Below are 17,070 nucleotides of genomic sequence, written 5' to 3'. Positions count from 1 at the left end.
CCGCGAGGCGCCCCTCACCGGCATGGGGAAGAGCGACAGCGCCCTCCCACAGGGCGGACCGGATGCGCTCGGCGGTCAGTTCGCTGTCCCGGCACAGGCCACGAGCAGCATCCGGGCGATCCGGCGCTCCAGCGGGCCGGGCGTCCACGCCCCGGTGTCCAGGCCGTGCGCCAGGGCCGTGCAGGGGCCGGCCGCGCAAGAGTCCTGCCCGCGCGCGGGGACGGCGGTGTCGGTCATGGAAGTGCTCTTTTCGCCCGGTCGTCATCATGGTGCTGCTCGTGCCGGCGGGGCACGCCGGGCCCACCCTCGGCACGGACGGCCGAGGATCGGCCAAGGGCCGGCCAAGGCGTGCCCGGACCCCGGCCGAGCCGCAGCCGGGCTCGGCCAAAAGGCCGCGAGCGGACCGGCGTTCACCTCACCTGTTTCTTGTGAGGAGGCCCGGCGTTCACGCCGGGGAGGGATCGCATCCGGGTGTCGCGACGCGGAGCGTCGCCGTATCCGGTTCAGGGCGCGGAGCGCCCGTGCCGCTGTCGGCATCGTCGAGGTGGATGCGAACGCGTGTGCCTGTCATCGCTGGTCGGGGTGGCCCGGGCCCCTGGGCGGGCCCGAGTTGACATACCGGCGCCCCGAGTTGACACACCGCCGGCCCGACCTGACGGACCGCGCCCCGCGATGGCGGCTCACCCCCGCCACGGCGCCGGCGCGGTGCCAGACTCCACGACCATGCGTGCCGCCTACATAACCCGACTCGGCTCCCCGGACGTCATCCGTCACGGCGAGCTGCCGCCGCCCGCCCCCGGCCCCCACGACGTACTCGTCGACGTCGAGGTGAGCGCCGTCAACCACGTGGACACCTTCGTGCGTTCGGGTGCCTGGCGCACCCCGCTCGAGTTCCCCTTCGTCATCGGCCGCGACCTGGTGGGGACGGTGGCCGCCGCCGGCCCCGGCGCCACGGGGTTCCGCACCGGCGACGCGGTCTGGTGCAACAGCCTGGGCCACGACGGCCGTCAGGGGGCCGCCGCCGAACAGGCGGTGGTGCCCGCGGACCGGCTCTACCACCTGCCCGCAGGGGTGGACGCGGTCGACGCGGTGGCGCTGGCCCACCCGGCCGCGACCGCCCACCTGGCCCTGTTCACGCACGGGAACCTGCGCGCCGGCGAGAGCGTCGCCGTGCTGGGCGCGGGCGGCAACGTGGGCAGCGCCCTGGTCGTGATGGCCGCCCGGGCCGGAGCCCGGGTGATCGCCGTCGCCTCCGGGCACGACGAGGAATACGTGCGCTCCCTGGGCGCCGAGCACGTCATCGACTACCGCACGGGCGACGTCGCCGCCCGGATCCGGGCCGCCGCACCGCACGGCGTGGACCTGTACCTCGACACCTCGGGCCGCAACGACCTCGACACCGCGGTGGACCTGCTGGCGAGCCGGGGCCGGATCGTGGTGATGGCGGGACTGCGCACCCGCCCGGTACTGCCCGTGGGACCGCTGTACCTGATGGACCGCTCCGTGCGCGGTTTCGCCATCTCCCACGCGGACACCGCCCAGCTCGCCGACGCCGCACGCGGCATCAACACCCTGCTGGCGGCGGGCCGGCTGCGCCCGCGCGCCAGCGAGGTGCTGGAACTGACGGAGGCGGCCCGGGCCCACCGCCGTCTGGACGAGGGGAAGGTGCACGGCAAACTGGTACTGCGGGTACGCGGCTGAAGACCCCGGCGCACGGCCAGGCCGGCTGCCGTGGGCTGCACGCCACCCGGTGCTGCGCGGTACGCGGCCGAAGACCGCCGGGCGGCGGCACCCCCCCGGGCCGCGCGAACCGCCGGACGGGGCCCGCACCACTGCGATGCGCGGAAGCATTCACCCCCCGCCCCCGCCGAAGAAAGACACCGCACAACAATTCTCCGCAGGCCGGCTTCGCCCGCCCGGACGTCACATGAGGGAAACCCCGCGGACGTCACAAGAGGGAAACCCGCCCGGACGTCACATGAGGAAATTCCGTGCGGACGTCACCTAGGAAACCTGACGGACCCCGGACCGCTTCATTGCTCACATTCCTCGGCCATCGGCAGGATTGCCGCCATGACAGTCACCAGTGAAAGCGTCATCAACCAATCCCCCCTCTTCGAACTCGACGCCCGCATTCGTATATCGGCGAGTGCGGCCGAGATCTACTCCGTCGTCAGCGATCTGGCCCGCAGCAAGGAGTGGAGCCCGGAGTGCATGGGCGGCCAGTGGATCCAGGGCGAGCCGTCGGCCGTCGGCTCGGTCTTCCGCGGCGAGAACCTGCGCAGCGAGGACGTGGTCGGCTGGGCGCCGCTGGTACGCGGCACCTGGTACACCGAGTCCCGCGTGGTGGCCGCCGAGCCCGGCCGGACCTTCCGCTGGATGATGCTCACCCACGCCCGCGAGGACCAGGAGTCGATCTGGGGCTTCGACGTCGAGGACGCCGGCCAGGGCACCTCCTGGCTCGTCCACCACTTCCGGATGGGCAGGGCCACCGCCGGAATCCACAAGATCGTCGCCGGCCTCGACGAGGACGCCCGCAAGCGGTTCGTCGACGAGTGGACCGCCAAGCTCGCCCGCGACCTCGACGACACGCTGGCCCGTATCAAGGACGTCATCGAGAAGAACTGACGCACACGCACGGCGCGGTTGTCACCCGCCGGCGAAGAACCGTCAGCTCCGAAACGAAACGCAGCACCCCCTTCAGGAATCCGCAGCCAGGGACGAGAGATCGGTTACATGTTTCTCCAACGAATAGGAAGCAAGGGAATTCGGCTGGGCACGCTGTTCGACCGAGCGGCGGCACGGCATCCGGCGAATTTCGTGATACTCGACCACGACCTGGACATCGCCCCGGACCTCGGCCGGCGCGCGACACTGACCGAACTGGCCGACCTGGTGGACGACTTCGCCTCCCGGCTGTGGTCGGTCAAGGTGCGCCCGGGCGACCACGTCGTGGTGCACAAGAGCGACGGCTTCGACATCTCCCTGCTCGCCTGCGCCATCGCCCGCACCGGCGCCATCCCGGTCCTGCTGTCGCCCAAGCTCGACGGCGCCACGGTCGCCGAACTCCTGCGCCGCGTGGGCCGGCCCTTCCTCGTCACCGACCAGGACAAGCTCGAGCACGACCTGCCCGCCGAGGTCTTCGGCCTGTCCCGCACCGTGCTGCTCGCCTCCGGCGAGCACGAGCAGGCCACCTCCTTCGCCTCGCTGGCCGGCGCCGAACGCGTGCCCGCGGTGGCCATGCCGATCGACCACCCCACCCTCATCACCCACACCTCCGGCACCACCGGCACACCGAAGCTGGCCGTGCACACCGCCATGAGCTTCCAGTCCCGCTACCGCCCGCAGGCCACCGTCGTGGCCACCACGGTGCGCCGCAGCGAACCCGTCGCGATCCACGTGTCGTTCGTGCACTCACGGATGTTCACGGCGATGCCCATCTCGATCCTCCAGGGCCACCCGCTCATCATCCTCAAGGACGACGACCCGCAGACCGTGGGGGAGCTGTTCACCAGGATCCCGCCCGGCTTCATCGAGGCCCACCCCAACACCTTCCTGCGCTGGGAGGAACTGGCCGAGGACCCCCGCGGGCCGCTGGCGAACGTGAAGTACTTCTCCAGCACCTTCGACGCCATCCACCCGCGCACCGTCAACACCCTGCTCAAGGCCTCCCGCCGCAAGGGACGGCGCTTCGCCCAGGCCTACGGGCAGAGCGAGGTCGGCCCGATCGCGGCACGCACCTACTCCCTCAAGGACGGCGCCGACTTCAACGGCCGCTGCGTCGGCGTCCCGTTCCCGGGGATGACCGGGGTACGCGTCGTCAGCCGCAACGGCGCCCCGGTCTCCAAGGACAACCCCGGCTTCATCGAGGTCAGGAGCGACGGGCGGATCGTCACCTACCTGGGCGAGCACCAGCGCTGGCAGCAGCAGGTCAACGACGGCTGGTGGCGCATGGGCGACGTCGGCTACCGCACCAGGTTCGGCTGCCTGCACCTGCTGGACCGCGAGGTCGACGAGATCCCCGGCGTGCAGTCCACCCTGGAGATCGAGGACAAGCTCTTCACCCGGCTGCCCGAACTCATCGAGGTCATCATCATCCCCGGCCCCGACCAGCGCGCCGTGCCGGTGGTGTGCACCCGCAACGACGCGCCGCTGGACGAACTGTCCTGGAAGAGCGCCGTGGTGGACCTGCCGGCCCTCGCCGATCCGGTCCAGTGGCGGCTTCAGGACCTCCCGCAGACCGCCACCACCAAGATCAAGCGCCTGGAGCTGGCCCGCCTGCTGGCGGCAGGCACCGGCGGCTAGCACCTGCCCGAACGCCCCCGCCCCCCGGGGCCCCCGACGGCCCGCACCCTTTCAAGGCCCCCGGCATCCCGCTTCCCTGCCCGCGGCCGGCGCCCGGCCCTCCCCGGCCGCCGGCCGTCCCTGCCCAGAAACGGAGTCGTCCCATGAGCAGCACCCTCGAGGTCTGTGTCATCGGTGCCGGTCCCCGAGGCCTGTCGGTCCTCGAACGACTGCTGGCCAACGAACGCGGCACCCCCTCCCACGACGCGGTCACCGTCCACGTCATCGACCCCTCGGCACCCGGCGCCGGAGCGGTGTGGCGCACCGAGCAGTCCCAGCACCTGCTGATGAACACCGTGGCCTCACAGATCACCGTCTTCACCGACGACAGCGCCCGCATCAACGGCCCCATCGAGCCCGGCCCCAGCCTGTACGAGTGGGCCCGCAGCCTGGCGCTGCTCGGCGAGGTGGCCGACACCTCGGCCGGCGCCCTGGCCGAAGCGGCACGCCTGGGCCCCGACTCCTATCCCACCCGCGCCTTCTACGGCCGCTACCTGCGGGACTGCTTCGAACGCATCGTCGCGGGCGCACCCGCCCACGTCGAGATCCGGGTACACCGCTCGCGCGCCGTCGCCGCGGCCGACACCCACGGCGTGCCCGGCGGACCGCAGGGCATCCGGCTGGAGAACGGCATCCGCCTCAACGAACTCGACGCCGTCGTGATGGCCCAGGGCCACGTCTCGGCCCGGCTGTCGGCACGCGAGGCACGCACCGCCAGCCTGGCGCGCATCCACCACCTCACCTACATCACCCCGGCCAACCCCGCCGACCTGGATCTCAGCAACATCCAGCCCGGACAGCACGTCCTGCTGCGCGGCCTCGGCCTGAACTTCTTCGACCACATGGCCCTGTTCACCCTGGGCCGCGGCGGGCGCTTCGTGCGCGAGGACGGCCGCCTGGTCTACCGCCGCTCGGGCAGCGAACCCAAACTGTTCGCCTTCTCCCGCCGCGGGGTGCCCTACCACGCGCGCGGCGAGAACGAGAAGGGCGCCACCGGCCGCTACTTCCCCAGGCTCCTCACCCCCGCGTACATCGCGATGCTGCGCGAACGTTCCGCCGCCGGAGTGCCCGTCACCTTCGGCGAGGACCTGTGGCCGCTGATCTCCCGCGAGGTGGAGAGCGTCTACTACGCCACCCTGCTGAGCGCGCAGGGCCGCACCGAGCTGCGCGAGGAGTTCACGGAGCAGTTCCTCGCCACCGACACCGACGGCGAGCGCAGCGCACTGCTCGACTCCTACGACATCGCCGGCCAGGAACGCTGGAACTGGGAGCGTCTGTCGCGCCCCTACGGCGAGCGTGTCTTCACCGGCCGCGAGGACTTCACCGGCTGGCTCCTGGACCACCTGCGGGCCGACGTCGCCGAATCCCGCCGGGGCAACGTCAGCGGACCGCTCAAGGCCGCCCTGGACGTGCTGCGCGACCTGCGCAACGAGATCCGCCTCGCGGTCGACCACGGCGGCCTGGAGGGCGGCTCGCACCGCGACGACCTGGAGGGCTGGTACACACCGCTGAACGCGTTCCTCTCGATCGGCCCGCCCGCCTCCCGCATCGAGGAGATGATCGCGCTGATCGAGGCCGGTGTGCTGAGCGTGACCGGCCCGGGCACACAGGTCCGCATCGACACCACCGCCCAGGTGTACTGCGCCCGCTCCACCGCGGTACCGGGCGAGCCGGTGCGGGCCACCGCGCTCATCGAGGCCCGCCTGCCCGAGCCGGACCTGCGCCGCACCGAGGACCCCCTGCTCAAGCACCTCCTCGACACCGACCAGGCCACCCCCTACCGCATCGCGGCCACCGGCGGCCCGGCGTACGAGACCGGCGGCCTCGCCGTCACCGAACGCCCCTACCGCCTCCTCGACGGCCGCGGCCGCCCCCACCCCCGGCGCTTCGCCTACGGGGTTCCCACCGAGTCGGTGCACTGGGTGACCGCCGCCGGCATCCGGCCGGGCGTCGACTCCGTCACCCTCGGCGACTCCGACGCGATCGCCCGCGCGGTCCTCGCCCTGCCGCCGGCCGCCCGGGTCCCCGACGGCGTACGGCCCATGGAGGCCGACAGCGACCTGTCCGGGGTGATCGTGTGACCCCGGGCCGGGAGGAGGACACCGACGCCGGGCTGCTGTCCCCGGTCCGGGCCGGCACCCCCGTCGAGGAGGCCACCTGCGACCGGGCCTGGCTCCAGGCCATGCTGGACGCCGAGGCCGCCCTGGCACGCGCCCAGGCCTTGCTGGGCACCCTGCCCGCGCACGCCGCCGAGACCATCACCGAACTGGCCCGCGCCGACCGGCTCGACCTGCGCGCCCTGGCGCTCGCCGCCCGCGAGACGGCCAACCCGGTGATCGGCCTGGTGCAGGCGTTCACCGCGGTGGTGGCCGAGAAGGACCCGGCAGCCGCGCAATACGTGCACCGGGGCTCCACCAGCCAGGACATCCTGGACACCGGCGCCATGCTGGTCGCCGACCGCGCCCTGAAGATCATCCGCGCCGACCTCGGGCGAACGGCCCGGGCACTGGCCCATCTGGCCGCCCGGCACCGCGACACCCTCGCCGTCAGCCGCACCCTCGCCCTGCACGCCGTCCCGACGACATTCGGCCTGCGGGCGGCGGGCTGGCGGCAACTGGTCCTGCACGCCGAGGCACGGCTGGCCCGCGTGCAGGAGGGCGGGCTGCCCGTCTCCCTGGGCGGGGCGGCCGGCACCCTGGCCGGCTACCTGGAGTACGCCGCCGTCGGCGACGGCCCGACCCCCGATGCGGAGACCTACCTGGACCTCCTCACCGACGCCTACGCGGCCCAGACACACCTCGCCCGGCCGGAACTGCCCTGGCACGCCCTGCGCACACCCGTCGCCGACCTGGCGTCCGCGCTGGCCTTCACCACCGGCGCGCTCGGCAAGATCGCCGTGGACGTGCAGTCACTGGTGCGCACCGAGGTCGGCGAGGTCAGCGAACCCGGCCCCGCCGGCCGCGGCGCCTCCTCGGCGATGCCGCACAAACGCAACCCCGTGCTGGCCACCCTGGTGCGCAGCGCCGCCCTGCAGGTGCCGGCCCTCTCCGCGGCCCTGACCCAGTGCCTGGTGTCCGAGGACGAGCGCTCCGCGGGCGCCTGGCACGCGGAATGGCAGCTGCTGCGCGAATGCCTGCGGCTGACCGGCGGAGCGGCCCACACGGCCGTCGAACTCACCGAGGGCCTGCAGGCCAGCCCCGAACGGATGCGCGCCAACCTGGACATGACGGGCAGCCGGATCGTCTCCGAACGCGTCGCCGCCCACCTCACCCCCCTGCTCGGCAGGGACCGGGCCCAGACCGTGCTGACCCAGGCCGCGCAGCAGGCCCTGGCCGACGGACGGCCGCTGGCGGAGGTACTCGCCGCCCTGCCCCAACTCCCCGCCCGCCTCAAGGGCGAACTCGCCCACCTGTGCGACCCCGCCCACTACACCGGGGCCGCCGCCGCCCTGGTGGACCGCGCGCTGCGGCCCTGACCCCCTTCCTTGCGCCGCGGCCCGGCAGGACCCCACCACCGGGCCGCACCGCCCCGACCCGAAGAGAGCCGAGGAAAAGATGACCAGCGCACCATCCGCCCGAGGGCGGTGGATCGAGAACTGGGACCCCGAGGACGAGGAGCAGTGGGAGCGCGGCGGGCGACGCGTGGCCCGCCGCAACCTGGTGCTGTCGGTACTGTCCGAGCACATCGGCTTCTCCGTGTGGAGCATGTGGTCGGTGCTCGTGCTGTTCATGTCGCCGAAGATCGGGCTGGACTTCGCCCCCGACGAGAAATTCCTGATGGTGGTGGTGCCCACCCTGGCGGGCGCACTGCTCAGGCTCCCCTACAGCTACGCGGTGACCCGCTTCGGCGGCCGCAACTGGACCGTGTTCGCCTCCCTGCTGCTGCTCGTGCCCACCCTGCTGACCGTCCACTTCGTCCAGCGGCCCGGCACCGAACTGTGGGTGTTCCTGCTCATCGGCGCGAGCGCCGGGGCGGGCGGCGGCAACTTCGCCTCCTCGATGACCAACATCACCGCCTTCTACCCCCAGCGCCACCAGGGCTGGGCGCTGGGAGTCAACGCGGGCGGCGGCAACCTGGGCGTCGCCGCCGTCCAGCTCCTGGGCCTGCTGGTCATCTCCGTCGCCGGCGACACCCACCCCGCCTACGTCGCCGCCTGCTACCTGCCGCTGATCGCGCTGGTGTCGGTGCTGGCCGCACTGCGCATGGACAACGTCGCGGTGGTGCGCACCCCGCCCGGCGCCCAGCGCGAGGCCGCCGCCAGCAGCCACACCTGGTGGATATCCCTGCTGTACATCGGAACCTTCGGCTCCTTCATCGGTTTCGGGTTCGCCTTCGGCCTGGTCCTGCAGAGCCAGTTCGGCTCCACCCCCCTGCAGGCCGCCTCCTTCACCTTCCTCGGGCCGCTCCTGGGCTCGGTGGCCCGCCCCCTCGGCGGCCGGATCGCCGACCGGTGGGGCGGAGCGAGGGTCACCCTGTGGTCGTTCGCCGGCATGGCCGCCGGCATCGGCGTGCTGCTGCTGGCCACCCGCAGCGGATCCTTCCCCCTGTTCGTGACCGGGTTCACGGCCCTGTTCGTGGTCAGCGGCATCGGCAACGGCTCCACGTACAAGATGATCCCGGTGGTCTTCGCCCGGCAGGCCGAGGCCGCCGTCACCTCCGGCCACGACGCCGCCGCGGCCTTCGCCCGGTCACGCCGCCTGTCCGGCGCGGTCCTCGGCATCGCCGGAGCGGCCGGCGCGCTCGGCGGCGTCGCCATCAACCTGGCCTTCCGCACCGCCTACGGCCAACTGGGCGGCGGCGAGGCCGCCTTCTACACCTTCCTCCTCTACTACGGGCTGTGCGCGGCCCTGATCCGGACGGTGTACCTGCGCAGCGACCGCGACAGCGGCGCACAGCCCCCCGCCCGGAAAGCGCAGGCCTCCCATGTCCGCTGACCCCACGGCACCCGCCCGCACCGCACCGCCGCCCACGACGCGGGCGGCACCCCGCCAGAGCACGACACACTGCCCGTACTGCGCCCTGCAGTGCTCCACGGTGCTCTCGGGCGAACAAGGCGGCGTCACCGTGACGCCCTCGCCCGACTTCCCCGTCAACCAGGGCGGCCTGTGCCAGAAGGGGTGGACGGCCGCCACCGTGCTCGGCGCCCCCGACCGGCTGCGCACCCCCCTGGTGCGCGGCAGGGACGGTGAACTCGCCCCCGCGAGCTGGGACGACGCGCTCGACCTGGTGGCCGAGAAGCTCACGGCGATCCGCGCAACGCACGGCGCCGACGGCGTCGCGGTGTTCGGCGGCGGCGGGCTGACCAACGAGAAGGCCTACACCCTCGGCAAGTTCGCGCGCCTGGCCCTGGGCACCGCCCAGATCGACTACAACGGGCGGTTTTGCATGTCGTCGGCGGCCGCGGCGGCCGGCGAGGCGTTCGGCCTCGACCGCGGCCTGCCCTTCCCGGTGACCGACCTGGCCGACGCCGATGTGGTGCTGCTGGCCGGCGCCAACCCGGCCGAGACGATGCCGCCGCTCATGCGCCACCTGCAGCGCGCCGACCTCGTCGTCATCGACCCCCGCCGCACCCGTACCGCCCAGCAGGCGGCGCTGCACCTGCAGCCGGCCCCCGGCACCGACCTCGCCCTGGCCCTCGGCCTGCTGCACCTGGCGGTCACCGAGAACCTCATCGACCTCCCGTACATCGAAACCCGCACCACCGGCTTCGAGGAGGTCTGGGCCAGCTGCGTCGCCTGGTGGCCCGAGCGCGTCGAACAGGTCACCGGGGTACCCGCCCACGACCAGCGCACGGCGGTGCGGATGCTCGCCGCGGCCCGGCGGGCCCATCTGCTGACGGGACGGGGAGCGGAACAGCACAGCAAGGGATCCGACACCGTCGCGGCGTTCATCAACCTGGCGCTCGCGCTGGGCCTGCCCGGCCGCGAAGGCAGCGGTTTCGGAACCCTGACCGGGCAGGGCAACGGGCAGGGCGGCCGCGAGATGGGCCAGAAAGCCGACCAGCTGCCCGGCTGCCGCTCGCTCACCGACCCCGCCGACCGCGCCCACGTGGCCCGCGTGTGGGGCGTGGACGCCAGCACCCTGCCCGGGCCGGGCCGCAGCGCCTACGAACTCCTCGACGCCCTGGCCACCCCCGACGGGCCGAAGGCACTGCTGGTGTTCGGCTCCAACCCGGTCGTCTCCGCACCCCGGGCCGCCCGCATCACCGGCCGGCTGAGCGCCCTGGACCTGCTGGTCGTGGCCGACTTCGTGCCCTCGGAGACGGCCGCGCTCGCCGACGTGGTACTCCCCGTCGCCCAGTGGGCCGAGGAGGAAGGCACCCTGACCAGCCTGGAGGGCCGCGTCCTGCGCCGGCGCGCCCACCTGAGCCCGCCGCCCGGCACCCGCACCGACCTTCAGGTCCTGCACCAACTCGCCGTCCGCCTCGGCCAGCCCGCCCACCGCTTTCCCACCCGCCCCCGGGAGGTCTTCGAGGAACTGCGCCGCGCCACGGCGGGCAGCCGCGCGGACTACTCGGGCATCAGCTACGAACGCCTGGACGCCGGCGAGGCACTGCACTGGCCCTGCCCCGCCACCGGCGGCCAGGACCATCCCGGCACACCGAGACCGTTCCTGGACCGCTTCGCGCACCCCGACGGACGCGCCCGGTTCACGGCCGTGGACCACCGCCCGCCCGCACAGACACCCGACGGCCGGTTCCCCCTGTACGCGACGACCGGCAGAGTGCTGGCCCACTACCAGTCGGGCGCGCAGACCCGCCGGGTCCCCGACCTTCTCGCCGCGGCACCGGAGGCGGTCGCCGAGATACACCCGGACACCGCCCGCCACCACCGACTGGCCGACGGACAGCTCGCCGACGTCGCCTCCGCCTACGGCACCGCCCGGGTCAGGGTCCGCCTGACCTCCACCGTGCGCAGGGACACCGTCTTCGTGCCGTTCCACTATCCGGGCGCGGCCCGCGCCAACCTGCTCACCGGCGACGCACTGGACCCCCGCAGCCGGATGCCCGAGTTCAAGGTCAGCGCCGTACGCGTCACACCGGCCGGGGAGCAGACATGAGCGGCGGCGTCGTCATCGTCGGCGGCGGCCCCGCCGCCCACCGCCTGGCCCACCGCCTGCACGCGCTCGGCCACCGGGACGCGGTGACCGTCATCGGCGCCGAACCCCGGCCCGCCTACAACCGGGCCCTGCTCGGCTCGGTCCTGGACGGCACACTGAGCGCGGAGAGGCTGGCGCTGCCCGCACTGCCCGCGCCCGTGCGCGCGCTCACCGGCGCACGGGCCGCAAGGATCGACCGCGCCCGGCGCACCGTGCACCTCAAGGACGGCCGCGAACTGCCCTACGACATCCTCGTCCTGGCCACCGGCGCCCGGCCGCGGATCCCGGACGTCCCCGGCCTGATGACCGCCCGCGGACGGCTCGCCGAGGGAGCACGCACCCTGCGCACCGCCGCCGACAGCCACCCCCTGCCCCCCGGGCCGGTCGTCGTCCTCGGCGGGGGAGTCCTCGGTGTCGAATCCGCCCTGGCCCTGCGCGCCGCCGGCAAGGAGGTGACACTCCTCCAGCGCTCCGGCCGGCTGATGCAGCGCCAGCTGGACGGCCCGGCCTCCCACGCGCTGGCGCAGTGGGCCCGCAGCCGGGGCGTCACCCTCCACCTGGGCCGGCGGGCCGAGGAGTACGCACCGGGCAAACTGGTCCTGGACGACGGACAAATACTGGCGGCCGGCACCCTGCTGCTGTGCACCGGCACGCAGCCGGAGACCGCACTGGCCCGGGCCGCCGATCTCGCGGTACGCGACGGGATCGTCGTCGACGCGCAGCTGCGCACCGACGATCCGCACATCCACGCGATGGGGGACTGCGCCCAGCACACGGACATCACCGGCACGACCCTCATCCAGGCATGGGACCAGGCCGAGGCACTCGCCCGGATCCTCACCGGCACCGGCACCGCCTACACACCCGCGCGCCACCTGCTGCGCCCGCGGGTATCGGGCCTGGACATCGTCTCGCTCGCCCCGCAGGCACCCGAGCGGGACACGGACACGGCCGTCTCCCTGCTGGATGCGGCCCGGGGCCGCTACGCCCGCCTGACGCTGCGCAACGGCCGTATCCACACGGGCGTCGTCGTCGGCCCGGCCGCCGCGGTCACCGCGGTCAGCGGCCTGTACGCCCGTGACGCGCCGGTGCCCGCCGACCTGCTGGCGTTGCTGAGCGGCGCCGACGTCGAATACGCGGACACCGACGCCACGGCGGACGACGCGGTGGCCTGCCACTGCAACAACGTCACCTTCCGCAGGCTGAAGGCCGCCTGGGCAGGCGGGGCGCACGACAGCCGGGCACTGGCCCGGGCGACCCGGGCCACGACGGGGTGCGGCGGCTGCACCTCGGTCGTACGCCGGCTGTGCACGACACTCGCCGCCGCCGGCGCAGGGCCCGCAGGCACCCGCACAGCGGTGGACACCGCAGAAGGAGGAACACCGTGACCACGCGCACGCTGGTCGTGGCCGGCCACGGAATGGCCGGCCACCGCCTGGTCGAGGAAATGCTGGCCGGCGACCGGCACGGCCGGTGGCGCATCGTCGTCCTGGCCGAGGAACCGCGGCCCGCCTACGACCGGGTGGCGCTGTCCACCCTCCTGGACGGCGCCCGCGCCGACGATCTCGCGCTGGCCGGCCCCGGCGTCCTGGACGACCGCCGCCTGCGGCTGCACCTGAACACGAAGGTGACCGCCGTGGACCGCCGCAGCAGAAGGGTGACCTGCGCGGACGGAACCGGGTTCGGATACGACGCACTGGTCCTGGCCACCGGGTCCCGGCCCTTCGTGCCCCCGGTCGCCGGACACCAGGCGCCAGGATGCTTCGTCTACCGGACGGTGCAGGACGTCGAGGCGATCCGCGCGGCCGCGGTGCCCGGCCGCCCGGCCGTGGTGGTCGGCGGCGGCCTGCTGGGACTGGAGGCCGCGGGCGGCCTGCGGCTGCTGGGCATGCGGCCCCATGTGGTGGAGTTCGCCCCGTGGCTGATGGCCCAGCAGATCGACGAGGGCGGCGGCCGGGTCCTGGCCGCGGCGATCGCCCGGCTCGGCGTGCGCGTGCACTGCTCGACCGCCGTCCACGCGGTCGGCACCGGCGCGGACGGCCGCGCGGAGCGCGTCGAGCTGGACGACGGCACCGCCTTGGACACCGCGCTCGTCGTCTTCGCCGCCGGGGTACGCCCCCGCGACGAGGTCGACGCCCCCGGGCTCGTGCGCGGCGAGCGCGGCGGCTTCCTGGTGGACACGTGGTGCCGCACCGCCGACGAACGCATCTGGGCGATCGGCGAGTGCGCGGCCGTCGAGGGCCGCTGCCACGGCCTGGCCGCCCCCGGCTTCCGGATGGCCGAGACCGTCGCCCGCCAGCTCCTCGGCGTGCCGGGCGAGGCGTTCACCGGCGCCGACACCTCCGCGAGCCTGAAGCTCCTGGGCGTGGAGGTGGCCGGTTTCGGCGACGCCCACGCCCGCTCGCACGGGGCGATGGAGTACGTGCGCGAGGACCGGCGGGCCGGCACCTACGCCAAGGTGGTCCTGGACGCCGACGGCCGCACGGTCCTGGGCGGGGTCCTCGCCGGAGACACCCGCACCTACCCGGAACTGCGCGCCCTGCTCGGCCGGCCGCTGCCGGCCTGCCCCGACGACCTGCTGGCCGCGCCGCCCGCCCGCCGCTGAAGGCCGGCACCACGGCCGAGGCACACGGGACGGCGCCGGCCGTCCCAGCTCTTGTCCCGCCCACCGCAGCGCCTTTGAACACGCATCAGCGAACAACGGCTGCGACCCTGCCGGGCCGTCCGGGCGCGAGTGGTGCCGGACGGCTCGGCAGGGTCTTCGGCGAGCGGCGCAGGGGGTGGGCGCCGCTCGCGGCCCGGGAGGGGGTCTGTGCCGGCCCGGCCGGCCCGCCGCGGGGCCTCGGCCGCAGGGTGAGGGGGCGGAGGCGGGGGAGCTGCCCGGGGTTGCCGGGTGCGGCGGACAGGTCAGCTGTCGTAGGGCAGGCGCGCCCTGGCCTCCTTGGTGGCCAGGGCCCACCAGCTCAGCTTGTCCCACAGGACCTTGGCGGCCGCCTCGGCGTCGGCCGGCTCGATGAGGTTGCCGTCGGTGTCGAACTGGCCCCACGGCCCGTGGAAGCTGACGGCGTCGCGGACGGGGACCGCGTGCAGCTCGTTGACGATGTGACGCAGCTGCTGGACGGCCCGCAGACCGCCGGCGAGGCCGCCGTAGCCGACGAAACCGACCGGCTTGGCGTGCCACTCGTGCTGGGTCCAGTCCAGGGCGGCCTTCAGGGAGGCCGGGAAGCTGTGGTTGTACTCCGGTGTCACCACGACGAAGCCGTCCGCCGCCGACAGCCGGGCCGAGAACGCGGCGAGCAGCTCGGCGACCTCCGGCTCCGGCTCGGCGCTCAGCGCGGTGGGCAGTGGGAAGTCCGCCAGGTCGACCAGATCGACCTCGATGTCGTCGCGCTGGTCGGCGGTGCCGACGAACCAGTTCGCGATCGTGGGGCCGAAACGGCCCTTGCGCACGCTCGACAGGATCACGGCCACGCGGATGCGGTCACTAGGCATGTCAGCCCTTTCACTACGGTCAGTCCTCTCCCCACAGAAGAACAAACCCGCATGCGGGTTTCCAAGTGATATCGAAGAAACCGATGGGACACGCCTGAGCTGCCGGCTCCGCCCCGGAAGGGGGCGCCACCCGGCAGCTCACGGTCGGTCGGCGTCAGTCGACGCCCTGCAGTATGTGCGGTTCGGCCAGGTCGTCCTCGTACCCGGCCAGGCGGATCGGGGCGCACCTCGCCCACACCTCCAGGAAGCCCGGGTCCGCGGGCGCCGGGCAGCCCCGGGCGTTCCGCGTCGTCTCCTGCCACACCTGATGCGCTGTCACCGGTGTTCTCCCTTCCCTTCGCCGGCTTCTCGGCCGGGCCGGTCAGCAGGCTGCGGTCTCGGAGCGGGCCGGCACCCGGCCGTCCTCACCCTCCGCGGCCGCGGCCGCCTGCCCGGTCGTGGCGGAGCCCTCCTCGCCCGCGTCGGCGGCGCGGGCCGTGAGGGTCTCGGCGAGCTGCCGGGCCAGTTCCAGCCGCCGGATCTTCGCGGTGGCGGTGCGCGGCAGGTCCGCGAGGCGACGCTGCACGGGTGCGCCCAGGGCGGGCTGGTCGGCGACGGCCGCCTGCCAGCGCCCGAGGTCCAGCGGCACGTCGCCGCGGGTGCACACCACCGGCACGGGGCGCTTGTCGGGGCCCGGCACGACCACGAGCTCGGTCAGCTCCTCCAGCCGGTGCAGCACCGCGTCCTCGACCTCCAGGGTCGACTCGATCCCCTCGATGACGTCGACCTCGCGGTCGAGCAGGTGCAGACAGCCCCACCGGGTGCGGTAGCCGACATCGCCGCCGCGCCACCACTCGCCGATGACCTGCTGGTCGAAGCGCTCCTGCTCGCCGTAGTACGTCAGCGCCCGCCCCGCGGTGGCCACGTCGATGTAGCCGGGGCTCTCCTTGGAGGGAGTGCCGCCCCGGGACACCAGCCGGTACTTGGTCATGCCGGGCGTGGGGTAGCCCTGGCAGCGGCCGTCCGCCTTCAGCGCGTTGCGGCGCCGGTAGGTGCGGGCGGCCAGCGGGCCGCACTCGCTCTGCCCGTACACCTGGAGGAACACCGGGCTGCGCCGGTCCGAGGCGTGCAGGAACTTGTGCATCGTGCTCGGGTGGATCGCGTCGAAGGTGCTGTTGAAGTACTTGACGTTGGAGACCGGCCGGCGCGGGTCGTCCAGCATCTCCTCCCACTCCAGGAACGAGTTGGGGTGCGTCTCCAGGACACCGGGACGATGCCTGACCAGCATGTCGGCCACGTGCGCCGGGCTGGCGTCGTTCATGAACACCATCGGCATCCCGCGCATCTGCAGCACGGCCAGGCCCAGGTACATCCGCGAATGCACGTACGACACATGCATCGCCACGGTCTCCCGCTTGCGGATGAAGGAGACGACCTTGTCCTGCCAGTTGCCGCGGGCACCCAGCGAACGCGCCGAGTGCACCACCAGCTTGGGAATGCCGGTCGTCCCCGACGTGTGGGTCATCAGCGCCGGCTGGTCGGGGCCGAGCAGCACCGGACGGCGCTCGGGGGCGCCCGCCAGAGAGGCGAAGGAGACGGCACCGGGGTGGGAGCCGGTGGTGGTGACGACCCGCGCGGTCAGCTCGGCCAGCGGCAGGCCGGCCAGCGCACCGGTCAGCTTCGCCTCGTCGGTCAGCACCGTGGGCCGCTCCAGGCGTTCGAGCAGCTTGCCGATGCTCTCCCCGTCCAGGTGCGGGGAGAGCATGACCGGCACCGCACCGATCCGGGCCGCACCGCAGGCCAGCACGGTGATGTCGAAGTTCGACGTCTTGTACACGGCCACGTGCTCGCTGGGCCGCACACCGGCGGCCCACAACCGGTTGGCCGTCTCGGCCACATGCCCGGCGAACTCCGCGACGGTCAGTTTCTGTCCCGCCGAGGGGAAGGCCTCAAGGTCGTGGTCGAGTGAGATCGGAGTGGTGCCGAACTTCTGGGCAGCGCGCTCGGAGACGACCCCGAGGTAGAGGAACTTCTTGCTCTTCGGAACCTTGAACATAAGGACTCTTCCTCTGGTGAACCGGAACACGGAAAATAAGAACTCCCCCCGAAAACCTCGCACACCAGAGGGCCACGGAACAGAAAAAGCCGCTTAATGCG

At 73.4% G+C, this 17,070-nt stretch carries 13 protein-coding genes; 9 read left to right on the top strand and 4 right to left on the bottom strand.

Annotation, left to right across the window (positions count from 1 at the left end; all coding sequences use genetic code 11):
* Nucleotides 1-75 precede the first annotated feature (75 nt).
* Nucleotides 76-237, bottom strand: a complete 162-nt coding sequence (locus tag OG858_RS00545; RefSeq protein WP_327747636.1) for a hypothetical protein — start codon at nt 235-237, stop codon at nt 76-78.
* Nucleotides 238-723: 486 nt separating this feature from the next.
* Here OG858_RS00545 and OG858_RS00540 point away from each other — a divergent pair, with 486 nt between their 5' ends.
* From OG858_RS00540 to OG858_RS00500, 9 genes are all read left to right on the top strand, one after another.
* Entirely contained in the window at nt 724-1,701 is a 978-nt protein-coding gene (locus tag OG858_RS00540) for an NADPH:quinone reductase (RefSeq protein ID WP_319067555.1), read from the top strand.
* 372 nt (nt 1,702-2,073) lie between these two features.
* The gene (locus OG858_RS00535; protein WP_086754350.1) at nt 2,074-2,628 is read left to right on the top strand and encodes an SRPBCC family protein; all 555 of its coding nucleotides are present in this window, start codon (nt 2,074-2,076) and stop codon (nt 2,626-2,628) included.
* A gap of 108 nt (nt 2,629-2,736) precedes the next feature.
* Nucleotides 2,737-4,305 carry a class I adenylate-forming enzyme family protein gene (locus tag OG858_RS00530; RefSeq protein WP_319067556.1) on the top strand — a complete coding sequence of 523 codons (1,569 nt, stop codon included), beginning with the start codon at nt 2,737-2,739 and terminating at the stop codon, nt 4,303-4,305.
* Nucleotides 4,306-4,448: 143 nt separating this feature from the next.
* Nucleotides 4,449-6,425 carry an FAD/NAD(P)-binding protein gene (locus tag OG858_RS00525; protein WP_319268819.1) on the top strand — a complete coding sequence of 659 codons (1,977 nt, stop codon included), beginning with the start codon at nt 4,449-4,451 and terminating at the stop codon, nt 6,423-6,425.
* On the top strand, nt 6,422-7,819 hold the full coding sequence (gene pcaB / locus OG858_RS00520) for a 3-carboxy-cis,cis-muconate cycloisomerase (RefSeq protein WP_328543754.1): 1,398 nt from the start codon (nt 6,422-6,424) through the stop codon (nt 7,817-7,819). Before OG858_RS00525 ends, pcaB begins: the two co-directional genes overlap by 4 nt.
* 79 nt (nt 7,820-7,898) lie before the next feature.
* On the top strand, nt 7,899-9,278 hold the full coding sequence (locus OG858_RS00515) for a nitrate/nitrite transporter (RefSeq protein WP_319067559.1): 1,380 nt from the start codon (nt 7,899-7,901) through the stop codon (nt 9,276-9,278).
* A complete protein-coding gene (locus OG858_RS00510) occupies nt 9,268-11,403 on the top strand; it encodes a molybdopterin oxidoreductase family protein (RefSeq protein ID WP_327745708.1) in 2,136 nt (711 codons plus the stop codon). Before OG858_RS00515 ends, OG858_RS00510 begins: the two co-directional genes overlap by 11 nt.
* A complete protein-coding gene (locus OG858_RS00505) occupies nt 11,400-12,830 on the top strand; it encodes an FAD-dependent oxidoreductase (RefSeq protein WP_328543753.1) in 1,431 nt (476 codons plus the stop codon). Before OG858_RS00510 ends, OG858_RS00505 begins: the two co-directional genes overlap by 4 nt.
* Nucleotides 12,827-14,047: an FAD-dependent oxidoreductase gene (locus OG858_RS00500; protein WP_319067565.1), complete on the top strand. Its 1,221-nt coding sequence runs from the start codon at nt 12,827-12,829 to the stop codon at nt 14,045-14,047. The genes OG858_RS00505 and OG858_RS00500 overlap by 4 nt, the downstream gene beginning before the upstream one ends.
* Nucleotides 14,048-14,349: 302 nt before the next feature.
* On the opposite strand, the gene OG858_RS00495 is transcribed toward OG858_RS00500, so the two are convergent.
* The 3 genes from OG858_RS00495 to OG858_RS00485 all read right to left on the bottom strand — a co-directional run bounded on the left by OG858_RS00495 (nt 14,350) and on the right by OG858_RS00485 (nt 16,969).
* Nucleotides 14,350-14,934, bottom strand: a complete 585-nt coding sequence (locus OG858_RS00495; RefSeq protein WP_037697755.1) for an NADPH-dependent FMN reductase — start codon at nt 14,932-14,934, stop codon at nt 14,350-14,352.
* A 154-nt stretch (nt 14,935-15,088) separates the two neighbouring features.
* Entirely contained in the window at nt 15,089-15,253 is a 165-nt protein-coding gene (locus tag OG858_RS00490) for a hypothetical protein (RefSeq protein WP_179201269.1), read from the bottom strand.
* Between the two features lie 42 nt (nt 15,254-15,295).
* Complete coding sequence (locus tag OG858_RS00485) at nt 15,296-16,969, bottom strand: class I adenylate-forming enzyme family protein (RefSeq protein ID WP_319268829.1); 1,674 nt, start codon at nt 16,967-16,969, stop codon at nt 15,296-15,298.
* Nucleotides 16,970-17,070: the final 101 nt, after the last annotated feature.

The organism is Streptomyces europaeiscabiei, from assembly GCF_036346855.1.
In the GTDB taxonomy this organism is placed as follows: domain Bacteria; phylum Actinomycetota; class Actinomycetes; order Streptomycetales; family Streptomycetaceae; genus Streptomyces; species Streptomyces europaeiscabiei.
Note: the sequence above shows the minus strand (reverse complement) of the source record. Positions and strands in the feature narration are given on the sequence as shown.